Here is a 22,466-nt window from a genome sequence, read left to right on the forward strand (position 1 = left end):
CTCTCCGGGCCGAACGGTAGAACCGGGGCGGTAACGGGCGTGGCCCCGCACCCGGCCCGGCCCGGCGCTCAGGCGACAGGCACCCGATGCGCCTCGCGGAGCTCCCGCGCGGCAGCCGGACCGGTCGCGAAGCCGAGCTGCGGGGCGACCTCGGTGGCCAGCAGCTCGAGGCTGCGCAGGGTCAGCTCGTGCCCGGCGTCGATCGAGTGGACCTGGAAGGATACGTCGGTCACCTCGCGCAGCGAGGCGTCGGCCGCAAGCGACGCGGTGACCTCCTCGGCGGTGCCGACGTGGGTGTCGGTCACGGCGATCAGCTCCGTGTGGCTCGCCCCGGAGGCGTCGAAGCCGGGCTGGGTCGCGGCGAGCTTCCTCAGCCCGGGCTCGGCGAGCTGCAGGGCGCGGGCACGCTGCGCAGGGTCGACCACCAGTGCGGTGCGGGAGGCGAGGATCCGCGGCGCAGCACCGTCGGGCAGCGCGCTGCGATAGGCCTCGATGATCGGCAGCTGCAGGGCGTGCAGCGGCAGGTCGTGCTTCCCGTCGGGGCGCGGCTGGGTGCGCGAGAGCAACAGCCCGTCCCCCGCCTGCCCGGCGCGGCGGCCGCCGTCGGCGGAGAACGTCGCCTGCCAGATCCGCTCGTCGAGGTCGCCGGCGGGCGGGTAGATCTGCGAGTCCGTACCGCGGATCCCGCGCCCGGCGAGCGTGTTCCGCAGCACCTCGAGGTGCTCGGCGTACAGCTCCCGGCGTGCGGCGGGGTCGCGGCCGAAGGCCGGGAAGGAGCTGGGGGTGCCGCCGGCGGCGATGCCCAGCTGCACCCGGCGGCCTGAGAGGGCGTCGAGCACGGCGGCGTCCTCCGCGGCGCGCAGCGGGTCATCGATCGGCAGGGTGAGCACGGCGGTGCCGAGCGCGATGTCGGTGGTGTGCTGCGCCGCGGCGGCGAGCAGCACGAAGGGTGAGGGCAGCCCGCCCTCGTGCTCGCCGAAGTGGTGCTGGGCCACCCAGGCGGAGGCGAAGCCGAGCTGATCGGCATGGCGGATCTGTTCGAGGGCGAAGCGGTAGCGATCGGCAGCGGGGGCGTTCTCGAGCAGGCGGGTGAACAGGCCCAATCGGGGTCCGGTCATGGGGCGGAAACCTCTTCGGGGAGAGAGCTGCGGGCGGGTGCAGTGGCGGGTGCGGAGCTGGAGGCGGATGAAGGGCCGGGTGCCGCCGCGGGACGGTCCGCGCCGGGGATCGCGGCGAGCAGCGCCCGGGTGTACTCGTGCTGGGGGTTCTCCAGGACCCGGCCCACGGGGCCCGCCTCGACCTGCTGGCCGCGGCGCAGCACCGAGACGGTGTCCGCGACCTGGCGCACCACGGCGAGGTCGTGCGAGATCAGCAGGTAGGTGAGGCCGAGCTCCTCCTGCAGGCGGGCCAGCAGGCGCAGGATCTGCGCCTGCACGGTGACGTCCAGAGCGGAGACCGCCTCGTCGAGCACCACCAGCTCGGGCTGCAGGATCAGGGCACGCGCGATCGCGACCCGTTGGCGCTGCCCGCCGGAGAGCTCGCGCGGCCGACGGTCGGCGACCTCCGGCGGCAGGGAGACCAGCTCGAGGTGGTGCAGGGCGGCGGTGCGGCGCTCGGCCCGGGTGCCGCGGCGGGTGTTGCGCAGCGGCTCCTCGAGGATCGCGGCGATGGACTGCCTCGGGTCCAGGGAACCGAAGGGATTCTGGTGGACCAGCTGCACGGTGGCGCGGAACTCCCGCAGCGCCCTGCCTTTCCCGATCGCAGTCACCTCGGTGCCGGCCACCTCGATGCTGCCCGCGGTGGGACGGCGGAAGCCGGCGATCGCCCGCCCGGTGGTGGTCTTGCCGGAGCCGGACTCCCCCACCAGGGCGTGGGTAGTGCCGGGGGCGATGTCGAAGGAGATCCCGTCGACCGCGACGAACGGCTCCCCGCCGGGGCGGGTGAACTCCTGGCGCAGCTCCCGCACCCGCACCAGCGGGGTGGTCCCGGGGTCGGGTCGGTGAGGGCTGCGCTCGACGACCTGCCGCAGGGAGGGGGCGTCGGCCAGCAGGGTGCGGGTGTACGCGGCCGACGGGGCGGCGAGCACCTCCGCGGAGCGGCCGGACTCCTCGATGCGGCCGCTGCGCATCACCACCAGCTCATCGGCGCGGTCAGCGGCGACGGCGAGGTCGTGCGTGATCAGCAGGACTCCCGCGCCGGTCGCCTCGCGCAGCTCGTCGATCAGATCCAGCACCGTGGCCTGGACGGTGACATCCAGCGCGCTGGTGGGTTCGTCGGCGATCAGCAGATCCGGGTCCAGGGCGAGGGCGGCAGCGATCAGCACCCGCTGGCGCATCCCGCCGGAGAGCTCGTGGGGGTACTGGCGGGCGCGGGTCTCGGGGTCGTCCAGGCCCACCCGCTCCAGCAGCTCGTGCACGCGGACGGTGATCTGGTCGCGGTCGCGCCAGCCGTGGATCCGCAACGGCTCGGCGACGCTCGCGCCGATGGTGCGCACGGGGTCCAGCGAGCTGGTGGGGTCCTGCGGGATCAGGCCGATACGGGTGCCGCGCAGCTCGCGCCAGGCATGCTCGGGCAGGCCCACCAGCTGCTCGCGCGCGCCGTGCTGGCCGCCGAGCGTGATCGATCCGCCGATGACCTGGCCGTTACCGGGCAGCAGCCCGATCGCGGCGTGGGCGGCGGAGGACTTGCCGGACCCGGATTCGCCGACCAGCGCGGTGACCTGGCCGCGGGCGACGGACAGGTCGATCCCTCGCACCGCGTCGACGGCGCCGCGGCGGCTGCGGTAGCTGATGGACAGGTCGGTGATCTCGAGCAGGGGCGGGTTGCTCATGACTGCTCCCCCTGTCCCAGGGCTGCGCTGAGGCGGTTGGTGGACAGGACCACGGCGGCCACGGCCAGGCCGGGCAGGAGGGTCAACCACCAGGCGGTGGCGACGTAGTCGCGGCCCTCGGCGATCAGCAGCCCCCATTCGGGGGTGGGCGGCGGGGCACCGTAGCCGAGGAATCCGAGGGTGGAGATCTGCAGGATCGCGGAGCCCAGCTGCAGCGCGGCGAGCGCCAGGACGGGGGCTGCGGAGTTGGGCAGGATGTGGCGCCAGAGGATGGCGGGCAGGGTGCCGCCGGAGCCGTAGGCGGCTTCGACGTACTCGCTGCGCCGCACCTCGAGCACCCGGGAGCGGGAGAGCCGGGCGAAGGTCGCGATGGAGGTGATCCCCACGGCGATCGCGGCGTTCGTGGTGCCGAAGCCGAGCAGGATCACCACCGACAGCGACAGCAGCAGGCCCGGGATGGCCAGCAGCACGTCGACCAGGCGCATCAGCGCCTCCTCGACGAGTCCGCCGACGGTCCCGGCGAGCACCCCGATCGTGGTGCCGGCGACGAGTCCCACGGCGACCGCGATCAGCGCGGCGGTGATCGAGTGGGAGGCGCCGTGGACCACGCGGGAGTAGAGGTCCCGTCCGGTGGAGTCGGTGCCGAACCAGTGTGCGGCGCTCGGGGCCTGGAGCGCCTCGGTGGTCGAGGCGGTGGGGCTGAAGCCGGTGAACAGGCCCGGGGCCAGGGCCCAGGCGAGCGCGAGCAGCAGCACCAGCGCGGAGAGCGCCACGGTGGGGCGCAGGCTGGTGAGGCGCCGGGCGAGGCGCCGGGCAGTCAGTCGCTGGGTGCCATTTCGCTGCAGCGGTGAACGGTCGCCCCCGACGGCCCCCGGGGCGGCCCCGGGGGAGGCCCCGGTGTCGGCCCCGGGGGCGGGCTCGTCGGCCCCGAGGGGGGTGCGGGGGCGCGGGGCGGTGGTGCGGGTCAGGATGCTCATCAGGCCGGCACCATCGCTCTCTTGGCGGGAACAGGAGCAGCAGGCGCGGAGGCGGAGCTGCGCAGTCGGGCATCGAGCACCGGGTAGAGCAGGTCCACCACCAGGTTGATCAGCACGAACACCACCGCGGAGAGCACCACCACCGCCATCAGCACGGGTGTGTCGCGGGCGGCGACCGCCTGCGCGGTCAGCTGCCCCACCCCCATCCGGCCGAACACGGTCTCGGTGACCACCGCACCGCCCACCAGCTCTCCGAACAGCAGTCCGGCCATGGTCAGGCTGGGCAGCAGGGCGTTGCGGGCGATGCTGCGGGTGAGCACCCACCAGGTGGAGGCGCCGCGGGCGCGGGTGACGGCGACGAAGGGCTGGGAGGAGACCTCGTCGATCGAGCGGATCAGCACCTGGGCCAGCGGCGCCGCGATCGGGATCGCGAGGGTGATCACCGGCAGGATCAGCGCCTGGAGCGGGCTCGCGCTGAGCACCGGGACCAGTCCCAGCTGGAAGGAGAACACCTGCAGCAGCATGATCCCGATCCAGAACACCGGCAGCGAGACCATCAGCGGGGGCAGGCCCCGCAGAGCGCCGCGCAGGGCCCGGGTGGCGCCGAGGTGGCGGAGGCTCCCGTGGGTGGCGATGAAGGCGATGACCACGGCGAGGGTCACCGCGGCCACCAGGCCCAGCGCCGCGAGGGTCAGCGTGGCAGGCAGCGCCTCGGTGAGCAGAGCGGAGACGGAGGCACCGGTCTGCACGGAGTAGCCCAGGTCGCCGCGCAGGAACGAGGTGACCGAGTCGAAGTACTGCACCAGGGCAGGCTGGTCGGCCCCGTAGGCGGCACGGATCTCGGCGAGCTCTGCGGCGGAGAGCCCCAGGTCAGGGCTGCCGTAGCGGGCCATCACCGCATCCCCGGGCAGGGCGGTGAGCATCACGTAGGCGGCGGTGAACGCGAGGACCAGGACCAGCACGGCGCCGCCCGTGCGGCGCAGGACGTAGTGCACCGGGGCCCTCAGCCGGCGAGCCAGGTGCCGAGGAAGCTCGGCCGGCCCACGGACTCGGTGGCGAAGCCCTGCACGGCGTCGGCGAGGCCGAAGACCTGCGGCTCCTCGAACAGCGGCAGGATATAGGCCTGCTCGGCCAGGTGCGTCTGGGCGGCGGCCGACGCCTCGGTGCGACCCTCCGCGCCCGGGGTGGAGGCGACCGCGGCCAGCAGCTCGTCCAGCTCCGGGTCGCCGATGCTGCCGTCGGGCTCGAGGTTCAGCAGGACGTTGCGGTTGTCGGAGGCGTACTGGGACTTCAGCACATCGAAGTCCGCGCGGCCCACCATCGAGTGGTACACCTGCACGGTGCCGGGCTCGGCGCGGGCGGCGTCCTGCGCGGCCTGGTCCCCGGACAGCAGGGTCACGGTGATCCCGAACTCGGCCAGCTGCTCCTGGATCAGGGTGATCACCTCGCGCGAGCGCGGCTGCGGGAGGGCCTCGTTGGCGGTGAGGGTGAGCGGGACGCCGTCCTTGGCCCGGGTGCCATCGGCCCCGGCGACCCAGCCGGCCTCCTCGAGCAGCGAGATCGCGAGCTCGGGGTCGTGGGCGTAGTGCGCGGAGGTGTCGAGGTGGCCCAGCGCCGTGGTGGCCAGCGCCCCGGTGGCCAGCGAATAGTTCGCGGTGAACAGGGTGTCCACGATCGCCTGCCGGTCGATCGCGGCGATCAGTGCCTGCCGGGTGCGGATGTCCTCGAAGAGCGGGTCTCGGAAGCGGAAGTTCAGGCCGTTGTTCACGCCGTTGGTCGCCGCGGCGTGCAGGGACAGCCCCTCGGCGGCGAACTGGGGCTCGTCCGGTGCTTCGATCTGACGGGCGAGATGGGCCTGGCCGGAGGTCACGGTGCCCACGCGCACGCTGTCCTCGGCGGCGACGATGATGTCGATCCCGTCCAGGCGCGCGCGGCCGGTGTGCTGCAGGGAGGCGGGCGCCCAGTCGTAGTCCTCACGGACGGCGAGGTTGACCTGGGTGCCGAGCTTCTCCTCGGCGATCACGAAGGGCCCCGAGCCGATGATCTCCGTCGCGTTGCCGGGGCCGAACTGCTGCCCGTCACGGTCCAGCGTGGCCGAGGAGAGCAGGCCGGAGTTGATGGTCGAGACGGCCTGGGCGAAGCCCGGCGCCGGGGCGGTGAAGTGGAAGCGCACGGTGACGGGGTCGATGACCTCGCCGCGGTCGTAGTTGTTGATCGCCTCGGAGACGGTCAGGGCGCGAGCGGCGTCACCGAGGCCGAAGAGGTCGAGGTTCTTCACCACGTTCTCGGCATCCAGCGGGCTGCCGTCGGAGTAGGTGACGCCCTCACGCAGGGTGAAGGTGTACTCGGTGGCGTCCTCGTTGACCTCGGGCAGGGCGGTGGCGATCCACGGCTCCAGCTCGAGGGTCTCCGGGTTCTGGTGCAGCAGGCGGTCGGTGACGTTGTTGACGATCCCACCGTTGGGATAGAAGCCGGCCGACGGCGGGTACAGCGTGGTCCAGGTCTGCGGCTCGAGGTAGACGAGTGTGCCGCCGCTGGCCGGTTCCCCGCCGGCCGCCGCCCCACCGCTGCTCGCACCGCACGCCGCGAGGGTGGCCAGAGCGGGCACCGAGATGCTGAGCGCGAGTACGGACCGACGGGTGAAGGACGCCATGGAGGGTCTCCTGAGGAGTGGAGCGAACACGGGGCGCGGCGGGCTGCCGCTGCCGCCAGTAGACCACGAGTCCCTAAGTTGCACTATGGGACGTTCATAGCGTGACATATGGATTACGGTCACCATCGCTCGCCCGCCGACCGAACTCGCAGGTCCCTGCGCGTACCCTGCCAGTGATCAGCACCCACCCCACCGAGGAGATCTCACCCCCCATGACCAGCATCGATCGCGCGTTCATCGATTCCCTGCCGAAGGCCGAGCTGCACCTGCACATCGAGGGGACGCTCGAGCCGGAGCTGAAGCTCGAGCTGGCTCAGCGCAACGGCGTGGATATCGGTCAGAGCACGGTCGAGCAGGTGCGGGACACCTACTCCTTCACCGATCTCACGAGCTTCCTGGCCGTCTACTATCCGGCGATGGAGGTGCTGGTCACCGAGCAGGACTTCCGCGACCTGGCCCTCGCCTACCTGCGCCGCGCGGCGGCCGACGGGGTGGTGCGCGCGGAGATCTTCTTCGATCCCCAGGCGCACACCAGCCGCGGCATCTCCTTCGCGACCGTGATCGACGGGCTGTGGTCCGCGGTGCAGGAGGCTCCGTCGCTCGGCATCGATGCCGCGCTGATCATGTGCTTCCTGCGGGATCACAGCGCCGACTCCGCCGAGGAGACCCTCGCCGCGTCGCTCCCCTACCGCGACCGGATCGTGGGCGTGGGCCTGGACTCCGATGAGCGCGGCAACCCGCCGGAGAAGTTCGCGGCGGTGTTCGCCGCCGCGAAGGACGCCGGCTACCGGCTGACGATGCACTGCGACATCGACCAGGAGCAGTCGATCCAGAACATCGCGACCGTGCTGCACACGATCGGGGTGGAGCGCATCGACCATGGCACCAACATCCTCGAGGACCCGGCGCTGGTCGCCGAGGCGAAGCAGCGCGGCATCGGTTTCACCTGCTGCCCCGTCTCGAACTCCTTCGTGACCGACCAGATGAAGGGTGCGGAGATCGCGGCCCTGCTGCGTGAGGGGCTGAAGGTCTCGATCGCTTCCGACGATCCCGCGTACTTCGGTGGCTACGTGAGCGAGAACATCGCGGTGCTCGCCGAGGCGCAGCAGCTCACTAGCGCCGAGGTGGTGCTGCTGGCACGCAACTCGCTCGAGAGCAGCTGGGCGAGCGACGAGAAGAAGGCGCAGTGGCTGCGCCAGCTCGAGGAGATCGCCGGCTGAGGACGCGCTGGGCTGAGCGGGGATGCTCTACCCCGTGGAAAGACGCTCCGCGCGGAGGTCAGGCGTGGTGCTCGTGGCCCTTGAGGACGTCGAGCGCGAGGGTGGAGTGGGCGTAGGCGCCACCGGCCCGCATCTCTGCGGCCACCCAGATCGACTCCATGATCTCCTCGTCCGTGGCGCCTGCCCGGGAGGCGAGCTTGGTGTGCCCCTTGATGCAGTACGGGCACTGGGTCACGTGGGCGACGGCCACGGCGATCAGCTGCTTGGTCTTGCCGGGCAGGGCGCCGTCCTCGAAGACGGCCTTGCTGAACTCCGCAAAGGCGCTGTCGATCTTCGGGGCCAGCTTCTTCCGGCGCGCGCTGACGGCAGGGGTGGCCTGGGGATAGAGCGGATCGGTCATGACGACTCTCCTTCGCAGGGTGCATCTTCGCGGGGCACATCGGGTCCTTCCCTGCTCACGATAGACCTGCTTCCAAGCGGTGGCGCTGACTCGGAGATCACAGCGATGACGGGGGCCTGAGCGCATACAGTGCGGTCAGGAGCCTGCGTCGGTCAGGAGCCTGCGTCGGTCACGACCGGGCTGGCGCGCTCCGCAGGTTCGGAGAAGGTCGAGGAGGGGACGGTGCCGTGGAGGATCCCGCCGCTGCCGTCCGCGCGGTCGCCCTCACGATCCCGTCGGGCAGCGTGATGACCTACGGGGAGATCGCCTTCGCGACCGGCCTGCACCCGCGCCAGGTGGGCCGGATCGTCGGCCTCATCTCCGAGTCCATCCCCTGGTGGCGGATCCTCCGCGCTGACGGGACTCCCGCGACCTGCCACGGCGGGACCGCCCCGGCCCTGCTCGCGAAGGAGCATGTTCCCTTCCGCGGGAACCGGGTGGATCTGCGCGCGCTGCGCCAGCACCACGCCGCTCCCCCGCAGCCCCCGCAGCCCCCGCAGCCCCCGCAGCCCCCGCAGCATCCATCCTGAGCTTCGCCCGCCCTACAGGAGTCGCCCATGACCTCGATCCAGTCGCTCTGGCCCACCCCCGGCGCGGACCTGACCGACGAGCAGCTGCTCGAGCTCTACGCGCCGCCCGCCGGCCCCTGGCTGCGGATGAACTTCATCTCCAGCCTCGACGGGGCGGTCACCCGCGACGGGCTCTCCGGCGGGCTCGGCGACGAGGCCGATCATCGCGTCTTCGAGCTGCTGCGCCGGTGGGCGGATGTGGTCCTGCTCGGGGCCGGCACGGCGCGCGCGGAGGGCTACGGCGGGATGCGGCTGCCCGAGGAGGCGGAGCGCTGGCGGGTGGAGCAGGGCCTCGCGGCGCAGCCCGTCTTCGCTCTCGTCACGCGACGACTGGATCTCGATCCGGCCTCGCCGATCTTCACCGACGCCCCGGTCACGCCACTGATCTTCACCGCTTCCGAGGCGCCGGCGGACCGTCGGGCGGCCCTGTCCGAGGTGGCGGAGATCGTCGATGTGGGCGAGACGGTGGTGGATCCGGCCGTGGTCCGCGCGCAGCTCGAGGCGCGGGGCCACCGGCGGATCCATTCCGAGGGCGGGCCCACCCTGTTCGGGGCATTCCTCGAGGCAGGCGTCGTGGACGAGCTCTGCCTCACCCTCGCCCCGACCCTCGAGGCGGGCTCTGCCATGCGCATCACGCAGGCGCCGCAGTCGGCGCCCACGGCGATGGAACTGGCCGGCGTGCTGCGCGGCGGCGACGAGCTGCTGCTGCGATACACGAAGAGCGGCGGCGGAGATCCCGGCGCGGGTGGCGTGACGGGCTGACGTTCCTACTCGGGCAGCGGGATCTCGGGCAGCATCTGCTCGGGCTCGGGCAGCTCGAGGCTGACATCGACCGTCCAGCGTTCCTGGCGCCGGTCGTAGCGGCCGGCGATCGTGGCGTGGAGGGTCAGGTGGTGGCCGCGCTCGGCCATGCCGGCCAGCAGCGGCGCGTAACGGCTTGCGTTCTGGCGGGCGAGGAAGCCGACGTGCCGCCCCTGGGTCCACACCGAGACCGCGAGGCCCGGATCGTGGGGATTGTGCGGCTCGAGGCTGAGCGCGGCGATGCGCTCGACCTTGGAGTAGGAGCCGTTCTGCGGCACGCCGTCCAGCAGGTGCGCAAAGGCGCCGGACCGAAGATGCTCACCGACCACCTCCGTCATCATCGAAGTGCGGGCCGGCGGCTCGACGCCCGTCCCGGCAGGCGCCAGCGGCACCCGCTCCCCCTCTGCCGTGCCGGCGCTCGGCACGGAGGCCGGTTGCGCGGGTGCGGTCCGGGCTGCGCGGCCGGCGCGTCGCACGTCGACTGCACGCAGCACGATGTCCACCAGCCACCAGATCCCCAGCCCGCCGAGCGTGAGGAGCTTCAGCAGGCCGCGGATCGGGTGCCCGATGTAGAACCGGTCGATGCCGAGAAAGCCGAGCAGGAGGGAGAGCACCAGCGCGGAGTTCGGGTCGTACGGCTCCGTGCGGGGCATCGGGTCTCCTGAATGCGTGGGATCGGCGGCCGACGGGGCGCCGCTGCGCGGGCGCAGCGGGAGGTCGGACAGTACCGAGCTTCCCACAGCGGCGTGGACGGGTGGAGCGCTCGACCTTGCCTCAGATCGTGATGTCGCGGCCGTCCTCGGTGCGCAGCTGGAGCACGAACCGGGAGCCCTGCGCCTCACGGATCTCGGCGACACCGTCGCCGAGGCCGAGGGCGTCGGTGGACTTCTGCTGCGGGCCGGGGTTGACCTCGATGCGCTCGAAGGAGACCAGCTCGATCGAGGGAAGGTCGCCGAGGCCCGGGTGGTCAGTGGTGCCCCAGTCGATCAGGAACGGCACGCCATAATTGCGCGGGGCTGCGGCCTGGGTGAGCCGCCACTTCAGCTCGGTGCCGTCGGCGGTGGTGCGGGAGAGGTCCTCCACGTCGCCGGGATCGAAGCCCGCGGCGCGGGCGCGCTCGACGACCTGGTCGATGCCCTCGGGATGCACGGCGTAGGTGATCAGGGTGGGCTTCTTCAGGCGGTTGATGCTGAAGGTCTTCGGCAGCTCCTCGCCCTCCCGCTCGGGATCGGGGCCGATCAGCTCGATGTAGTGCGGGCGCGGCTCGCCGTTGACGGTGAGGGCCACGAGCGCGTTGGCGGTGCCGGTGGGGTGGGTGCCGCCGGGGGCGGCGGTGATGCCGGTGAGTTCGTGGAACCAGTCCACGATCTCGGCCAGGTCGGGGCCGGCGATGACGATGTGGTCGAGCAGGCGGGGAACGCTCATGAGCTCTCCTTGGGGAGGGTCGGTAGGAAGGGCCAGGATCTCGGGGTCGCCGAGGAGTGCAGGAGGCGGCGGGCTCCGCAGGAGAGGGCGCCACCATTGTTGGTACCGACGTTACCTGTTCCGTACTGCCGATCGCTCTCGCTCAGCACCCTCAAGCCCAGTGGTTGGATCGATCTCATGGTTTCTGGTGCTCGCGGCCTCCCTGCACAGTCCTTCGCAGGCTGACGTGCACTGAGATGCTCGTGCGGCCGCCGGCCGACGTGCGCGCTCACTCGCCGGAGCCGGCGCCTCCGCTCCCACTGTCCCCACCGCTCGAGCCCGCACCGTCGCCCTGCCCCGAGGGTGAGGTCGGCGGGTCGATCGGAGCCTCGTCCAGGCCGCCCGAGGTGCCGCCCTGGTCCGTCGTGGTCCCGTCGTCCTGCTCCCCGCCGGAGCCTTGGCCGGAGTCCTCCGGCACCTCGGTGGCCGGGGCCTGATCGTCGCCCTGCTCGGAGATGTCCTGTTCAGAGTCGTCCTGCTGTTCATGACCGTCGTCCGTCGAGGAGGAGTCCCCTCGCGGTGAGACCGCGTCGGAACCGGTGACCGACCGCTGGATCTGTCCCGTGCCCGGGGACAGCTCGGTGCCGGTGATCCTCTGGATGCCGAAGATCGCGCCGATGCCGATCAGTGCGATCACGGCGGCCAGCAGGGCGATCTTCACGATCCGGCGCCTGGTGGTGGAGGCATCGGAGGGTGCCTCGTCCATGCCGGCGAGCGCGCCGGGAGCGCTCTCCGCATCGTCGGGGCGGTCGCGTCGAGCGCCCGTGCGGGAGGAGTGAACACCGTTCTTCGGCGCGGAATGGGGGCGCTCGCGACCCCGGGCGGCGACTTCCTTGAGCTTTCGCGTGCTCCTGGTGACCGAGTCGGTGTAGAAGGCGAGTGCCGTGGCGGAGACCACCGAGGTGAGCGCGGCGCCGATGACGGTGCCCGCGATGCCCAGCTGGCCGCCGATGACCGTCGCAGTGGCCGCTGCCGCTCCACTGGCGATCAGGCCCATCGGGGAGAGCTTCTTGATCTGCAGATCCGGTTCACCGCCCGGGCTCTGCGAGGGAGGATCCTGCGCGTCGGGCCCAGCAGCGGAACCAGCAGCGGAAGAACGAGCGGAGTGACGCACGGGGGAAGCCATGGGTCTCATCCTGCTCGGCAGTGTCAACGTTCGCCATGGCGGTCCTCACAGTTGCCTGGGAGCAGCACAGATCCGGCCGTGGCCTGCAACGATGCCGCTGATGAAGAGCATCACAGTCGCGATGACGTCACACCTGGCCAGGGTGCGGTCCTGAGACACAATGAGCCGATGACCCACTTCTATCGGCCCTCCGAGGGGCACCGCCTGCCCCACGACCCGTTCAATGCGATCGTCGGGCCGCGTCCGATCGGCTGGATCGGCACGCTGGACGCCGAGGGTCGCCGCAACCTCGCGCCGTACTCGTTCTTCACTGCGCTGAACTATCTCCCGCCGCTCGTCGGGTTCTCCAGCAACGCCTGGAAGGACACGGTCGTCAACTGCCAGGCCACGGGCGAGTTCACCTGGAACCTGGTCACGCGCCCTCTGGCCGAGCAGATGAACGCCTCCGCGACCACCGCCGAGGTCGACGAGTTCGACGCCGCCGGGCTGGAGGCCGCCGCATCGAGCGAGATCGCCGCGCCACGGGTGGCTGCGTCCCCGGTGCATTTCGAATGCCGCGTCACCCAGATCATCGATCTGCAGGCAGCCTCCGGGGAAGCCTCCGGCTCCTGGTTCGTGGTCGGCGAGGTCGTGGGCGTCCATATCGAGGAGTCGTTGCTGGTCGAAGGGATCTATGACACCGCCGCGGCGGAGCCGGTGCTGCGGGCCGGCGGGCCCAGCGCGTACTTCGGGATCGACCTGGCCCAGAAGTTCGATATGCACCGGCCGGACTGAGGCTTCTTGTCAGCAGGCCTGCTCCGCGATGTTCGACCACCTCGCGCGGCAGCTGACCCTGCGAAATGTCCAGCTCTGTGGCGGAGCTGGCACCGCTCAGAATCCGCGGGCGTTCACCGGCTCGATCTTCGGAGGCGACCGGTCCGTCGGCACCATTCCAGGTAGTGCTCGAGGAGCGGCACAGCGTCCGGATGCGGGAGCCACCTGCCCACGTGATCCTGCCTCGGGGAGAGGGAGAGCCGCGCGATCTGCACCTGCCTGCGGTTCCGGAGGAGCACGAAGAACGCCGAGGACCGTCCGGGGCGCTTGGGCGGCTGCAGCGCCGCCGCCTCCTCCCACGGGATCACCTCCAGGTCGCCGGAGGCGCGATGCGCCACGATCCCCTCCTCGTGGATCACCAGCTCGGCCTGCAGCATCGTGACGATCTCGTGCCTCCGCACGGCGAGAGCCATGCCGCCGCACCCCATGCCTGCGGTGCCGAGGAGCGGGAAATACACGCTGTCGATCTGGGAGCCCAGGTACACCGCCAGCACGATCAGGAGGGGGCCGACGATCGCCAGCACCACCTGCGTCCTGAGCTTCGCGTTCAGCCGGTGGCCGTCCGGGGTCCCCGGCAGGGGGACGGAACGAGTCAGCTCCGGCCCGAGGCCGTGATCGGCGGTGGCGGGACCGCGACCTGCCCGCAGCCTCTTGTCGTTCATGGCCGCCAGGGTACTGGGAAGACCCTCCGCACGGCTCAGACGAAACCCTCCTCGACGAGCACGCACCCGCTCTCGGTGATGACATGGGCCTGGCCCGAGCCGCCGACGACCCGGCTCCACCTCTTCACGACGAGCCGGTTCCTCTGGATGGACGTGCTCAAGCCGCCGTACATCCCGGGATAAGCCGGGATAGGGGAACCACGGGTTCTCGAGCTGGTCCACGGCCACTCGACTCTCATGACGGGGGTGCATCGTGACCGCGAAGACGGCATCGGGTCCCTTCAGGGCGGCACCTGCACTCCTGCTCACTGGCGGAGCGGGGACACGGCCACCGGGTCACCGCGCTCACGGCAACAGCGGTCGCAGGGCCTCCACGAGCGGGCGGACGCCCTGCGCGACGTGCTCCTCGAGAGGGACCGTGGGCCGTTCCTGACTCGCCCACTCCCGGAGGCAGCGCGAGGCAGCGGCGGACAAGGCGGCGCTGACCAGTCCGATCATGGCCGGATCAGCCTCGGGCACCCGCCGGATCACCCCCCGGAGGACGCGCTCGGAGGTGTCCTGGGCGATCAAGGTGGCGTAGGCGCGCAGCTCGTCCTCCCGCTCGGTCAGCCGCATCCGGGCGGCGAGCGCCGCATGCTCCTCGACCCCGTAGTGCGCGTTGACCAGCAGGCCGCGCTGGATCAGTTCCACCACCGGATGGGTGGGCCCGGAGTCCAGGGCGTGGTCGATGTCCGCCGCGCGCAGGTCGTGGTCCGCCCAGATGATGTCGCGCTTGGTGCGGAAATAGGCGAACAGGGTGGTGCGACTGACCCCGGCCTCGCGCGCGATGCTCACCAGCGATGTCGCCGCGTAGCCCTGCTCGAGGAAGAGCTCGAGCGCGATATCGCGGATCTCGGCATGGCTGGTCCCGCGCGGCCGCCCTGGCCCTCGTCCGTTCATGGGGCCATTATCCGTCATCGCAGATCCGTGAACACATTTCCGAACACTGTTAGACTATTCGTGCACGGCGAGGATGCCGTCACGCTCCCGACCTCTCACCGCCGGGACCCACCATCGAAGGGAACGCCATGAAGGCTTGGCAGTACATGGGCGACCGCGCCCCCATCCAGCTCAATGAAGTGCCGGAGCCGACCCCGGGGCCCACGCAGGTGATCATCGACGTGCGCGCGGCCGGGCTGTGCCACTCGGACATCATGTACATGGAGGTGGGCGACGGCGTGATGCCCTTCCTGCCGATGACGCAGGGTCACGAGAACGCGGGCGTGATCACCGCGCTCGGTGCGGAGGTCACTGACTTCGCCGTGGGCGACGTGGTGGGCGTGTGCAGCTCCGGCGTCCAGCCGCCGACGGGCATGTTCACCCCTGGCGGCTTCGCCGATCAGCTCGCCGCCGATCACCGTGATCTGGCGCGGGTCCCGGAGGGCCTGGACCTCTCCCTCGCCGCGCTCGGCACCGACGCGGGGATGACCAGCTACCACGCCATGATCAAGGTGGGCCGGGCGAGCGCCGGCATGAAGGTCGGCGTGATCGGGTACGGCGGACTGGGCCAGATCGGCGCCCGCGCCGCTGTGCTGGCGGGCGCCGAGGTCCACGTCGCCGAGACCAAGCAGGACGTCTGGCCGCTCGCTCTCGAGGCCGGCGTCACCGCCTGCGTCGCAGACGCACAGGAGTGGGTGCCCACCGGCCAGGCGATGGCGACGGGCGACTTCGACCTGATCGTCGACTACGCCGGCTTCGAGGCCACGCAGACGGCGCTGAACGCGGTCAGGCGCGGCGGAAAGGTGGTGCAGGTGGGCCTCGGCAGGCCGACCTTCACGATTGCCACCAACTCCATCCTGGGCAAGACCATCGAGGGCTCCCTCGGCGGCACGGTCGAGGACATCGAGGAGGTCTACGACCTGATGGTCCGCGGCGAGATCACCCCGCGCTTCGAGGAGATCCCCTTCTCGGGCATCGGCGAGGGCCTCGAGAGGCTGAGGAACAACCAGGTCACCGGACGACTGGTGGCGCGCTTCGGGGACTGAGCACTCCCGCTCCGGCGTCGGCGCGGCACCACCGCGTCGGCCGCCGGAGCGTGAGCGAGGGGGGCCCGCAGCCCCTGCCCCTCAGGACTGGGGTCAGGACTGGGGAAGAGTGATCCGGCCGCTGCGCACCCCGGCCACCACGCCGCCGTCGACCAGCAGATCGGTGCCGGTGACGAAGGTGGAGTCAGGGCCCAGCAGGAAGGCGGCCGCGGCGGCGATGTCGGCGGGGGTGCCCACGCGCCCGCTGCCGGAGCCCGCGATCATGGCGCGCATGCCCTCACCGCTCTCCCCCGCCAGCTCCTCCTGGCCCATCGGCGTGGAGATCACACCGGGGCTGATGGTGTTCACCCGCGCTCCGCGCTCACCCCAGGCGGTCGCGGCCGCATGCACCCGCAGCTGGTTCGCGCGCTTGGAGATGCTGTAGGCGACACCGGCGTTCGCCACTGCCCCCTCCTGCAGGAACGGCAGCGACAGCAGCTCCTCCGTGGGGGTGGCCAGCAGGGCCTGTTCCATCTCTGCGGGGAAGCGGCCCACGGTGAAGGTCCCGGCCATCGAGGCGATGACGATCCCGGACCCGCCGGGGGCGACCACCTTCGCGAACTCCTCCAGGCTGACGGCCACGCCGTACAGATCCACCCGCAGGATCGCGGCGGTCGGCGCCTGCATCGGGGAGAGTCCGGCGGTGTGCACCACGCCGGTGACCGGGCCGAGCTCGGCGGCCGCGGCGGCGAGCGCGGCGACCGACTCGCGGGAGGTGACGTCGACCTTCCGGGCGGTCACCGCGAAGCCGTCGCCGCGAAGGGCCTCGGCCACCCGCTCCAGGGTGCTCTCGTCGAAGTCCGCGAGCAGCAGCTGCCTGCCCGCCCCGGACCGCCGGGCGATCGCCTCACCCATTCCTCCGACACCGATCACTGCCAGGACGTCACTCATGATCCAGCTCCTTCGCCGAGTCCGCCACCGGGCGGGCGCCGCGGTGCTGGTGGATTTATTGAACACTGTTCGGCCGGGAGGATGCTGGGAGGGGGTGTGGGCCTCGGGATCAAGGCGCCGGGGGCGCGCACCCGCACCGCCCGGTCGGGCGCGATGAGGAGTCTCCACACCCAGGACCGTGGCGCTCGCGGGGACATTCCGGCAGCTGTCACGACCGCGGTCGGCCCAGGGTCAGCGAAGGATCGCGAGGCCGTGGCGCTGCGCCGCGAGGGCGAGCTCGCGGTCGTAGGTGGCGATCGCGGAGACGTCCGCCCCGTACAGCAGCGCGGTCGACAGGTGCAGCGCGTCCAGTGCGCGCAGTCCCGCCTGCAGGGACCGGGCGTGGTCGATGATCTCGTCGTCGACCGCGTCGAGCTCGACGCGGCGCAGGATCGCCGCGACGTCCTCCAGCGATCCCCCTCGGCGGCGCACGGTCGCCTGCAGCTCGACCTCGAGCAGCCGTGAGGACAGCAGCTCGGCTCCATCGGCGAACAGCGCCTCGACCTCGCTGACCTCGGGCTCCCGGCTGAGCAGCTTGTACGCCGCGGAGGTGTCGAGGTAGATCACGCCCGGTCTCCGCGCATGTCCTCGAGCATCTGTTCGGTGCTCCAACCGTGCAGCGGGGTGCGGATCTCCGGAATGCCTCGCTCCGTGGCGGGGCGCAGCGCTCCGGTGGCGAGTCGGCGCGCCCGGCGATTCGAGGGCACTGGGGTCAGCTGCGCGATCGGGCGGCCACGATCGGTCACGGTGATCTGCTCGCCGGCTTCGACGCGGGCGAGGACACGCGCGGTCTGCTGATTCAGCTCGGTCCGGGTCACATCGGCCACGAGATCACCGTACACCCACGTACTAGTTCTAGTACACGGTGGTTGTGGATCGTCTGGTGGGAGCGCAGGCACCGCACACTAGCCTGGTCGTCGGCCCTGTCCGGGGCCCTGGCACACAGAAGGAGTACGACGAGGCATGCAGACCACCGGAGACATGACCAGTTCCCCTCAGATCGAGGCATGGGCAGCGGCGCTGTCCCGCAGGGAGGAGGTCGCGCTCCACCGGTCGCGGCTCAAGAGCGTCCTCCTGGCACTGGTGATGCTGGTGGTCGGCCTGATCGGGCTCGCCCTCGGCCTCGCCGCCGATCTGGTGCTCGCCCTGGTCGGCTGGCTGCTGGTCCTCGTCTCCATCGTCTCCGTGGTGGTGCTCGTGCGCCGGGCACTCTCGAGGCAGCCCGCCGCAGTCGTCACCGCCGAGGGCATCACGGTGGGGCGCGGCACGGCCGGTCCGATCCCGTGGTCGCAGATCACCGACGTCTCCGTGATGCGCTCGGGCGCGAGCTCCTTCGTCATCCTCGCCGTCACCGAGCAGGAGCGCCGCCGCCAGAGCGGAGACTCAGCGGGCGTCGAGCTCGATCTCGCACGAACCGAGGAGGAGTCACAGCCCGTCATGTGGCTCCCCAACGGGCTCGCGGCCGACGAGAACGAGCTGGCCATCTGGCTGACACGGGAGCTCACGGCGCGCCAGGCCTGAGATGGGCGGCCGAGCCGCCGCAGCAGCCACTCAGAGATGCGGCCACCTACAGTGGACGGCGTGATGGCGACGACCTCGACGACGGCTGAGACTGCTGCCCGCCGCCGCACGGCGCGCCTGGCCGCGGGCGTGATCGTCGTATTCGCGCTCGGGCTGCTCCTCTGGGCCGGTCCGGATGCCGCCGCTTTCGCCGCGGAACTCGGTCTGGGCACCGACATCCCCGCCTCCGGGTGGATCGTCGCCGCTCTCGCAGCAGCCTGCTATGCGGGATACACGCTATGGGCCGTCCCGGAGATCCGTCCGGTGGCTCTCGAGGTGTCCTGGTTCCGGGCTCTCGCCGTCCCGCTGGCGCTCGGCTCCGGCCTGATCGAGGAGATGTTCTTCCGGCATCTCCTCATGTCGTGGTTCGCGGCGGCGGGCCTGGGAACGGTGCTGCAGATCATCGTCTCCGCGCTGCTCTTCGCGGCGACGCACACGATCTGGGTGGTGTTCGGGCGCAGCTGGAAGGCGGTGCTGCCGATCCTGCTGTCGACGTTCGGGCTCGGCGTGCTGATGGCGCTGGTATACCTCGCCTCCGGGAGGATCGTATTGCCCGCCGTCGCCGCTCATATCGCGATCAACCTGCTCATCGAGCCCGGTCTGCTGCTGAGCTCCGCACGCCACGCCGTCCGGCGGTGACATACCTTCGCCACCGGGACCGCGTCCACCGGGTGCTGCATACCGCGCGCGACATCCCCTCGGGGTTCCTCGACGACTGACAATGACGCGACGTGGCGGTCCGGTCGCCGCAGCACATTGCATCCGCCGGCGCACTGCAGCGTTCACCCATCGCCGGCGAGCAGCTCCCGCACGTCGTCGGCGGTGAGGGTGCCGTTGAAGGCCTGGTTCCCGTCGGTCAGCGCGTTGAACAGCGCGGCCTTGCGCTCCTGCAGGGCCAGCACCTTCTCCTCGATGGTGTTCTCGGCGACCATGCGGTACACCATGACGCTGCGCGTCTGCCCGATGCGGTGGGCACGGTCGACCGCCTGCGCCTCCGCGGCGGGGTTCCACCAGGGATCCAGCAGGAACACGTAGTCGGCCTCGGTGAGGGTGAGGCCGAACCCGCCGGCCTTCAGACTGATCAGGAACGCCGGCTGGTCGCCGCTGCGGAAGGAGTCGATCACGCCGGCGCGATCGCGGGTGGAGCCGTCGAGGTAGGCGTAGCGCACGCCCCGGTCCTCGAGTGCCTGGCCCACTCGCGCCAGGTGCGAGGTGAACTGGCTGAAGATGATCACCCGGTGCTGCTCGGCCAGGATCTCGTCGAGGTGCTCCAGCAGCGCGTCCAGCTTCGAGGAGGGCACCTTCGCGTGCTCCTCGGCGACGATCGCCGGGTCCAGCGCCAGCATCCGCAGCAGTGTGAGGGAGCGGAACACGACGAACCGGTTCCGGTCCATGTCCTCCAGCAGGCGCAGCATCTTCTGCCGTTCGCGCTGCAGCACGCGATCATACAGCCGCCGATGGGCGGGCTGCAGGGGGACCCTCACCACCTGCTCCTGCTTCGGGGGCAGGTCCGACGCCACCGCGCCCTTACCGCGGCGCAGCATGAACGGGCGGATCCGTCGCCGGAGCCGACCCAGGCGTTCCTCGGAAAGCCGGCGTCCCTCCTCACCGGACTCGGCACGCTCGATGGGCGTGAGGTATTCCTGCCGGAAGCGCTGCCAGGAGGGGAACAGGCCCTGCGCGGTGAGGGACAGGATCGCCCAGACGTCCGAGAGCGAGTTCTCCATCGGGGTGCCGGTGATCGCCAGGCGGAACGGGGCGCGGATGCGGCGGGCAGCCCGGTGCGCCTTGGTCACGCGGTTCTTGACGAACTGCGCCTCGTCCAGGATCAGACCGTCCCAGCCCGGAGCGGCGTAGTCCTCCTCGTTGATCCGCAGCAGGGCGTAGCTGGTGACGACGACGTCCGCGCCGGCTGCGGCCTCGGCGACCGTGCTGCCGCGTCGAGCGGTGGTCGAGTCCAGGATGCGCACGTCCAGCTGCGGGGCGAACCGTTCGGCCTCGGACTTCCACACCGACAGCACCGAGGAGGGCGCGATGACCAGGAACGGTGGCGCGTCAGGGCGGAGGGTGCGGGCGCGCATGATCAGGGCGAGGGTCTGCAGGGTCTTGCCCAGTCCCATGTCGTCGGCGAGGATCCCGCCCAGATGGTGGTCGTAGAGGAACGACAGCCACGCGAAACCCTCGTGCTGGTAGGGGCGCAGCGTCGCCTGCAGTCCTGCTGGCACCTCCGGCACCGGGATCTGCTCGAGGGCTCTGAGGGCGCCGACGCTCTCGCGCCACGCCGTGGTGTCGAGTGCTTTGTCAGCGAGGTCCTCGAGCTCGTCCCACAGGCTCACCTGGTACCGGCTGATGCGCTGGGAGTCGGGCTCCCAGTCGTCCATCGCCCCGGCCTCCTGGATCAGCGTCCGGAGCCGGTCGAAGGTGGGATGGTCCAGCCGGAAGTAGGTGCCGTCAGGAAGCAGCACGGAGGGCTCCTCCCGGGTCAGGGCGGTGAAGACAGCGGTGAAGGGCACCGGGTGGCCGCCGATGGTGACCTCGAACCCGAGGTCGAACCAGTCGTTGTCCTGCGGGTCCGTGGAGTCGGCCTGGGAGATGCGCAGCGACGGATCTCCCCGCAGCTCGGCGTAGCGCGGTCGGGTTCCGATCTCGCGGACGTCGACGTGCTCGAGCGTCTGCAGCGCGGGCAGCACCTGGTCGACGAAGGCAGCGGCATCGACACCGGCGAGCTGCTGCTCGGCCCGGGCGGCCGCGTCCTCCCAGTGCTCGCGCACGGACTCCAGCACCGCGCCCTCATGGACGGCATCGCGCGGCCCGCTCAGCTCGCGGCCGAGGGGGACTCTTCGGCGGGGAGCATCGTAGGCCCACGCCCAGTGCAGCTCGGCCCGGTCCTCGGACAGGTGCCGCACCTCCAGCTCGAGCCGCGCCCGGGCCGGCTCTGGGAACTCGACCGAGGCGTCCGTGCTGGTCACCTCGATGACGGAGCGGAGCTGCGGGGCGACGTCGCGAAGGAACTCCTCGGCATCGGGTGCCGGGATCCGCAGCGTGTCCTCGTGCTCCAGCAGCCGGCGCACGGTCTCGGGCATGGGCTTCGCGGCGGGATGGAGCACCACCTGCACGCTGGTGGCGCGGGGAGCCGTCCTGACGTCGATGAACCCGCCAGGGCCGGCGGGGCGCAGATCGGTGCGCGGCACGCCGTCGATCTCGGCCATCGCGGAGACGAGGAGATCACCGCCGTCGGCCTGGACCTCGAGGTGCACGTGGGCCGGGTCCTGCCAGGTGACGTCCGCGATGATTCCCATGCCGACCAGCGGAACCCCTGCGCGGACTGCCTGACCCAGCAGCTCCCAGCCGTCGCGGGAGCGCAGATCGTCCAGGAGCAGCCGCTCGTCGGAGTAGCCGCCGTACGGCTGGTCGAGGGCTGCCGCCCGCGCGAGCCGGCCCAGCAGCTCGGCGTGCTCCGCGGGGAACTCGGAGTGGGCGGTCGGGTACTGGGAGGTCGAGTACTGGAACGCACTCCAGGACAGGCCGCCTTTGATCCATGGCTTCGCGGCCCCCGCGCGCAGGGGCAGCAGCCCGACACTGAGCAGTGCCCCCTTCTCCACACTCGCGGTCGTCGCGGGGACCGAGGAGTACCGCGAGACGGCGTGCCCGCGCGCGCCGGCCCGGAGCTCGACCCCGAGCGCCAACGCCGTGGTCTCACGGCTCGTGGCGACATCGATCAGCGGTGCCAGGGTGCGGCGCCACGGTGCAGGGGATGGTGGCGGCGAGACCTCGCGGGATCGCGGTGCACGGGCTGCCTGGTCGAGAGCGTCACCGAGACCGTCGTCGGAAGCGCGCAGCAGCCCACTGCGCATCGCCTCGGTGGTCACGGTGTACATGAGAGCCGCGGCGTGCTTGCAGGCCGTGCCCACCGGGCACGTGCACCACGAGTGGACCGGCTCTCGGGCCGTCAGCCCCAGCGACATCGAGGGGCCCGCCGCTGCGGTCCGAGCGCGGTTCTCCCGCAGGGTGACCTGGGTGCGGTACGGCTGAGCGCGGGTCCCGCGCACCTCGCCCTCCAGGGTGAGCGTGCCCGCCCGGGTGGAGGTGGCGGACTCCTCCCAGGCCACCCTCCCGACGGCGCCCGAGCGGCTGTAGCGCTTGCCCCGCTGGGCGGCGGTCGTTCCGGTGAAGCGGATGATGTCCTGCTCGCTCACATACGGCATGGAGGACTCAGCGCTCATAGCAGCATGGTGGCACGGAGGGCGGGCATCGGGGCAGCCAGTCGGATCGGACTGTCACCTGATCGTGCGGCAGTCCCGATCGTGCTGGACAAGCTGGAGAAGACTCGGGTGAAGTATCCCGCCTCACCGGGCTGAC

22 protein-coding genes are annotated in these 22,466 nt (G+C 71.3%); 7 read left to right on the top strand and 15 right to left on the bottom strand.

The window, feature by feature from the left end:
* Nucleotides 1-68: 68 nt before the first annotated feature.
* From ACT3T9_RS08620 to ACT3T9_RS08640, 5 genes are read right to left on the bottom strand one after another with little or no spacing between them, the layout of a single operon-like run.
* A complete protein-coding gene (locus ACT3T9_RS08620; protein WP_444606323.1) occupies nt 69-1,118 on the bottom strand; it encodes a putative FMN-dependent luciferase-like monooxygenase in 1,050 nt (349 codons plus the stop codon).
* Complete coding sequence (locus ACT3T9_RS08625) at nt 1,115-2,830, bottom strand: dipeptide ABC transporter ATP-binding protein (protein ID WP_444606324.1); 1,716 nt, start codon at nt 2,828-2,830, stop codon at nt 1,115-1,117. Before ACT3T9_RS08625 ends, ACT3T9_RS08620 begins: the two co-directional genes overlap by 4 nt.
* Complete coding sequence (locus tag ACT3T9_RS08630; protein ID WP_441443775.1) at nt 2,827-3,807, bottom strand: ABC transporter permease; 981 nt, start codon at nt 3,805-3,807, stop codon at nt 2,827-2,829. Before ACT3T9_RS08630 ends, ACT3T9_RS08625 begins: the two co-directional genes overlap by 4 nt.
* Nucleotides 3,807-4,802: an ABC transporter permease gene (locus ACT3T9_RS08635; protein ID WP_444606325.1), complete on the bottom strand. Its 996-nt coding sequence runs from the start codon at nt 4,800-4,802 to the stop codon at nt 3,807-3,809. The genes ACT3T9_RS08630 and ACT3T9_RS08635 overlap by 1 nt, the downstream gene beginning before the upstream one ends.
* Nucleotides 4,803-4,810: 8 nt before the next feature.
* Nucleotides 4,811-6,460, bottom strand: coding sequence for a TIGR04028 family ABC transporter substrate-binding protein (locus ACT3T9_RS08640; protein WP_444606326.1), 1,650 nt, complete (start codon nt 6,458-6,460; stop codon nt 4,811-4,813).
* Between the two features lie 212 nt (nt 6,461-6,672).
* On the opposite strand from ACT3T9_RS08640, the gene add reads away from it, so the two are divergent.
* Nucleotides 6,673-7,680, top strand: a complete 1,008-nt coding sequence (add, locus tag ACT3T9_RS08645; protein WP_444606327.1) for an adenosine deaminase — start codon at nt 6,673-6,675, stop codon at nt 7,678-7,680.
* A 58-nt stretch (nt 7,681-7,738) separates the two neighbouring features.
* Here add and ACT3T9_RS08650 read toward each other — a convergent pair whose 3' ends face one another.
* Nucleotides 7,739-8,080, bottom strand: coding sequence for a carboxymuconolactone decarboxylase family protein (locus ACT3T9_RS08650; RefSeq protein WP_444606328.1), 342 nt, complete (start codon nt 8,078-8,080; stop codon nt 7,739-7,741).
* Between the two features lie 227 nt (nt 8,081-8,307).
* On the opposite strand from ACT3T9_RS08650, the gene ACT3T9_RS08655 reads away from it, so the two are divergent.
* Both ACT3T9_RS08655 and ACT3T9_RS08660 read left to right on the top strand, forming a co-directional pair.
* Nucleotides 8,308-8,649, top strand: coding sequence for an MGMT family protein (locus tag ACT3T9_RS08655; RefSeq protein WP_444606329.1), 342 nt, complete (start codon nt 8,308-8,310; stop codon nt 8,647-8,649).
* A gap of 27 nt (nt 8,650-8,676) precedes the next feature.
* Nucleotides 8,677-9,450, top strand: coding sequence for a pyrimidine reductase family protein (locus ACT3T9_RS08660; protein ID WP_444606330.1), 774 nt, complete (start codon nt 8,677-8,679; stop codon nt 9,448-9,450).
* A gap of 5 nt (nt 9,451-9,455) precedes the next feature.
* Here ACT3T9_RS08660 and ACT3T9_RS08665 read toward each other — a convergent pair whose 3' ends face one another.
* The 3 genes from ACT3T9_RS08665 to ACT3T9_RS08675 all read right to left on the bottom strand — a co-directional run bounded on the left by ACT3T9_RS08665 (nt 9,456) and on the right by ACT3T9_RS08675 (nt 12,079).
* A complete protein-coding gene (locus ACT3T9_RS08665; protein ID WP_444606331.1) occupies nt 9,456-10,142 on the bottom strand; it encodes an NINE protein in 687 nt (228 codons plus the stop codon).
* A 121-nt stretch (nt 10,143-10,263) separates the two neighbouring features.
* A complete protein-coding gene (locus ACT3T9_RS08670; protein WP_444592263.1) occupies nt 10,264-10,914 on the bottom strand; it encodes a VOC family protein in 651 nt (216 codons plus the stop codon).
* A 268-nt stretch (nt 10,915-11,182) separates the two neighbouring features.
* Complete coding sequence (locus tag ACT3T9_RS08675) at nt 11,183-12,079, bottom strand: hypothetical protein (RefSeq protein ID WP_444606332.1); 897 nt, start codon at nt 12,077-12,079, stop codon at nt 11,183-11,185.
* Nucleotides 12,080-12,247: 168 nt separating this feature from the next.
* On the opposite strand from ACT3T9_RS08675, the gene ACT3T9_RS08680 reads away from it, so the two are divergent.
* Nucleotides 12,248-12,853, top strand: a complete 606-nt coding sequence (locus ACT3T9_RS08680) for a flavin reductase family protein (RefSeq protein ID WP_444606333.1) — start codon at nt 12,248-12,250, stop codon at nt 12,851-12,853.
* 113 nt (nt 12,854-12,966) lie between these two features.
* Here ACT3T9_RS08680 and ACT3T9_RS08685 read toward each other — a convergent pair whose 3' ends face one another.
* Complete coding sequence (locus ACT3T9_RS08685; RefSeq protein ID WP_444606334.1) at nt 12,967-13,554, bottom strand: hypothetical protein; 588 nt, start codon at nt 13,552-13,554, stop codon at nt 12,967-12,969.
* Nucleotides 13,555-13,899: 345 nt separating this feature from the next.
* Entirely contained in the window at nt 13,900-14,493 is a 594-nt protein-coding gene (locus tag ACT3T9_RS08690; RefSeq protein WP_444599575.1) for a TetR/AcrR family transcriptional regulator, read from the bottom strand.
* Between the two features lie 128 nt (nt 14,494-14,621).
* Between ACT3T9_RS08690 and ACT3T9_RS08695 the strand changes: the two genes are divergently transcribed.
* Nucleotides 14,622-15,578 (top strand): zinc-binding dehydrogenase, encoded by a 957-nt coding sequence (locus ACT3T9_RS08695; protein WP_444606335.1) that lies wholly within the window; start codon nt 14,622-14,624, stop codon nt 15,576-15,578.
* 93 nt (nt 15,579-15,671) lie between these two features.
* On the opposite strand, the gene ACT3T9_RS08700 is transcribed toward ACT3T9_RS08695, so the two are convergent.
* The 3 genes from ACT3T9_RS08700 to ACT3T9_RS08710 form a co-directional block, all read right to left on the bottom strand.
* Complete coding sequence (locus ACT3T9_RS08700; protein WP_444502436.1) at nt 15,672-16,508, bottom strand: SDR family oxidoreductase; 837 nt, start codon at nt 16,506-16,508, stop codon at nt 15,672-15,674.
* A 231-nt stretch (nt 16,509-16,739) separates the two neighbouring features.
* Complete coding sequence (locus tag ACT3T9_RS08705) at nt 16,740-17,114, bottom strand: type II toxin-antitoxin system VapC family toxin (protein WP_444502435.1); 375 nt, start codon at nt 17,112-17,114, stop codon at nt 16,740-16,742.
* Complete coding sequence (locus tag ACT3T9_RS08710; RefSeq protein WP_441443759.1) at nt 17,111-17,374, bottom strand: type II toxin-antitoxin system Phd/YefM family antitoxin; 264 nt, start codon at nt 17,372-17,374, stop codon at nt 17,111-17,113. The genes ACT3T9_RS08705 and ACT3T9_RS08710 overlap by 4 nt, the downstream gene beginning before the upstream one ends.
* Before the next feature lie 136 nt (nt 17,375-17,510).
* On the opposite strand from ACT3T9_RS08710, the gene ACT3T9_RS08715 reads away from it, so the two are divergent.
* Together ACT3T9_RS08715 and ACT3T9_RS08720 are read left to right on the top strand one after the other, a co-directional pair.
* A complete protein-coding gene (locus ACT3T9_RS08715; RefSeq protein WP_444606336.1) occupies nt 17,511-18,068 on the top strand; it encodes an STM3941 family protein in 558 nt (185 codons plus the stop codon).
* A 63-nt stretch (nt 18,069-18,131) separates the two neighbouring features.
* Nucleotides 18,132-18,746 carry a lysostaphin resistance A-like protein gene (locus ACT3T9_RS08720; protein ID WP_444606403.1) on the top strand — a complete coding sequence of 205 codons (615 nt, stop codon included), beginning with the start codon at nt 18,132-18,134 and terminating at the stop codon, nt 18,744-18,746.
* Between the two features lie 143 nt (nt 18,747-18,889).
* On the opposite strand, the gene ACT3T9_RS08725 is transcribed toward ACT3T9_RS08720, so the two are convergent.
* A complete protein-coding gene (locus tag ACT3T9_RS08725; RefSeq protein ID WP_444606337.1) occupies nt 18,890-22,330 on the bottom strand; it encodes a DEAD/DEAH box helicase in 3,441 nt (1,146 codons plus the stop codon).
* Nucleotides 22,331-22,466: the final 136 nt, after the last annotated feature.

Source organism: Brachybacterium sp. AOP29-B2-41 (genome assembly GCF_052378395.1).
Classification (GTDB): Bacteria; Actinomycetota; Actinomycetes; order Actinomycetales; family Dermabacteraceae; genus Brachybacterium.

Bases quoted from the DNA above. Each gene is read 5' to 3' on its own strand.
- ACT3T9_RS08620 (WP_444606323.1), bottom strand. From the start codon at position 1,118: ATGACCGGACCCCGATTGGGCCTGTTCACCCGCCTGCTCGAGAACGCC.
- ACT3T9_RS08625 (WP_444606324.1), bottom strand. From the start codon at position 2,830: ATGAGCAACCCGCCCCTGCTCGAGATCACCGACCTGTCCATCAGCTAC.
- ACT3T9_RS08630 (WP_441443775.1), bottom strand. From the start codon at position 3,807: ATGAGCATCCTGACCCGCACCACCGCCCCGCGCCCCCGCACCCCCCTC.
- ACT3T9_RS08640 (WP_444606326.1), bottom strand. From the start codon at position 6,460: ATGGCGTCCTTCACCCGTCGGTCCGTACTCGCGCTCAGCATCTCGGTG.
- add (WP_444606327.1), top strand. From the start codon at position 6,673: ATGACCAGCATCGATCGCGCGTTCATCGATTCCCTGCCGAAGGCCGAG.
- ACT3T9_RS08650 (WP_444606328.1), bottom strand. From the start codon at position 8,080: ATGACCGATCCGCTCTATCCCCAGGCCACCCCTGCCGTCAGCGCGCGC.
- ACT3T9_RS08660 (WP_444606330.1), top strand. From the start codon at position 8,677: ATGACCTCGATCCAGTCGCTCTGGCCCACCCCCGGCGCGGACCTGACC.
- ACT3T9_RS08665 (WP_444606331.1), bottom strand. From the start codon at position 10,142: ATGCCCCGCACGGAGCCGTACGACCCGAACTCCGCGCTGGTGCTCTCC.
- ACT3T9_RS08670 (WP_444592263.1), bottom strand. From the start codon at position 10,914: ATGAGCGTTCCCCGCCTGCTCGACCACATCGTCATCGCCGGCCCCGAC.
- ACT3T9_RS08675 (WP_444606332.1), bottom strand. From the start codon at position 12,079: ATGGCTTCCCCCGTGCGTCACTCCGCTCGTTCTTCCGCTGCTGGTTCC.
- ACT3T9_RS08680 (WP_444606333.1), top strand. From the start codon at position 12,248: ATGACCCACTTCTATCGGCCCTCCGAGGGGCACCGCCTGCCCCACGAC.
- ACT3T9_RS08685 (WP_444606334.1), bottom strand. From the start codon at position 13,554: ATGAACGACAAGAGGCTGCGGGCAGGTCGCGGTCCCGCCACCGCCGAT.
- ACT3T9_RS08690 (WP_444599575.1), bottom strand. From the start codon at position 14,493: ATGAACGGACGAGGGCCAGGGCGGCCGCGCGGGACCAGCCATGCCGAG.
- ACT3T9_RS08695 (WP_444606335.1), top strand. From the start codon at position 14,622: ATGAAGGCTTGGCAGTACATGGGCGACCGCGCCCCCATCCAGCTCAAT.
- ACT3T9_RS08700 (WP_444502436.1), bottom strand. From the start codon at position 16,508: ATGAGTGACGTCCTGGCAGTGATCGGTGTCGGAGGAATGGGTGAGGCG.
- ACT3T9_RS08715 (WP_444606336.1), top strand. From the start codon at position 17,511: ATGCAGACCACCGGAGACATGACCAGTTCCCCTCAGATCGAGGCATGG.
- ACT3T9_RS08720 (WP_444606403.1), top strand. From the start codon at position 18,132: ATGGCGACGACCTCGACGACGGCTGAGACTGCTGCCCGCCGCCGCACG.
- ACT3T9_RS08725 (WP_444606337.1), bottom strand. From the start codon at position 22,330: ATGAGCGCTGAGTCCTCCATGCCGTATGTGAGCGAGCAGGACATCATC.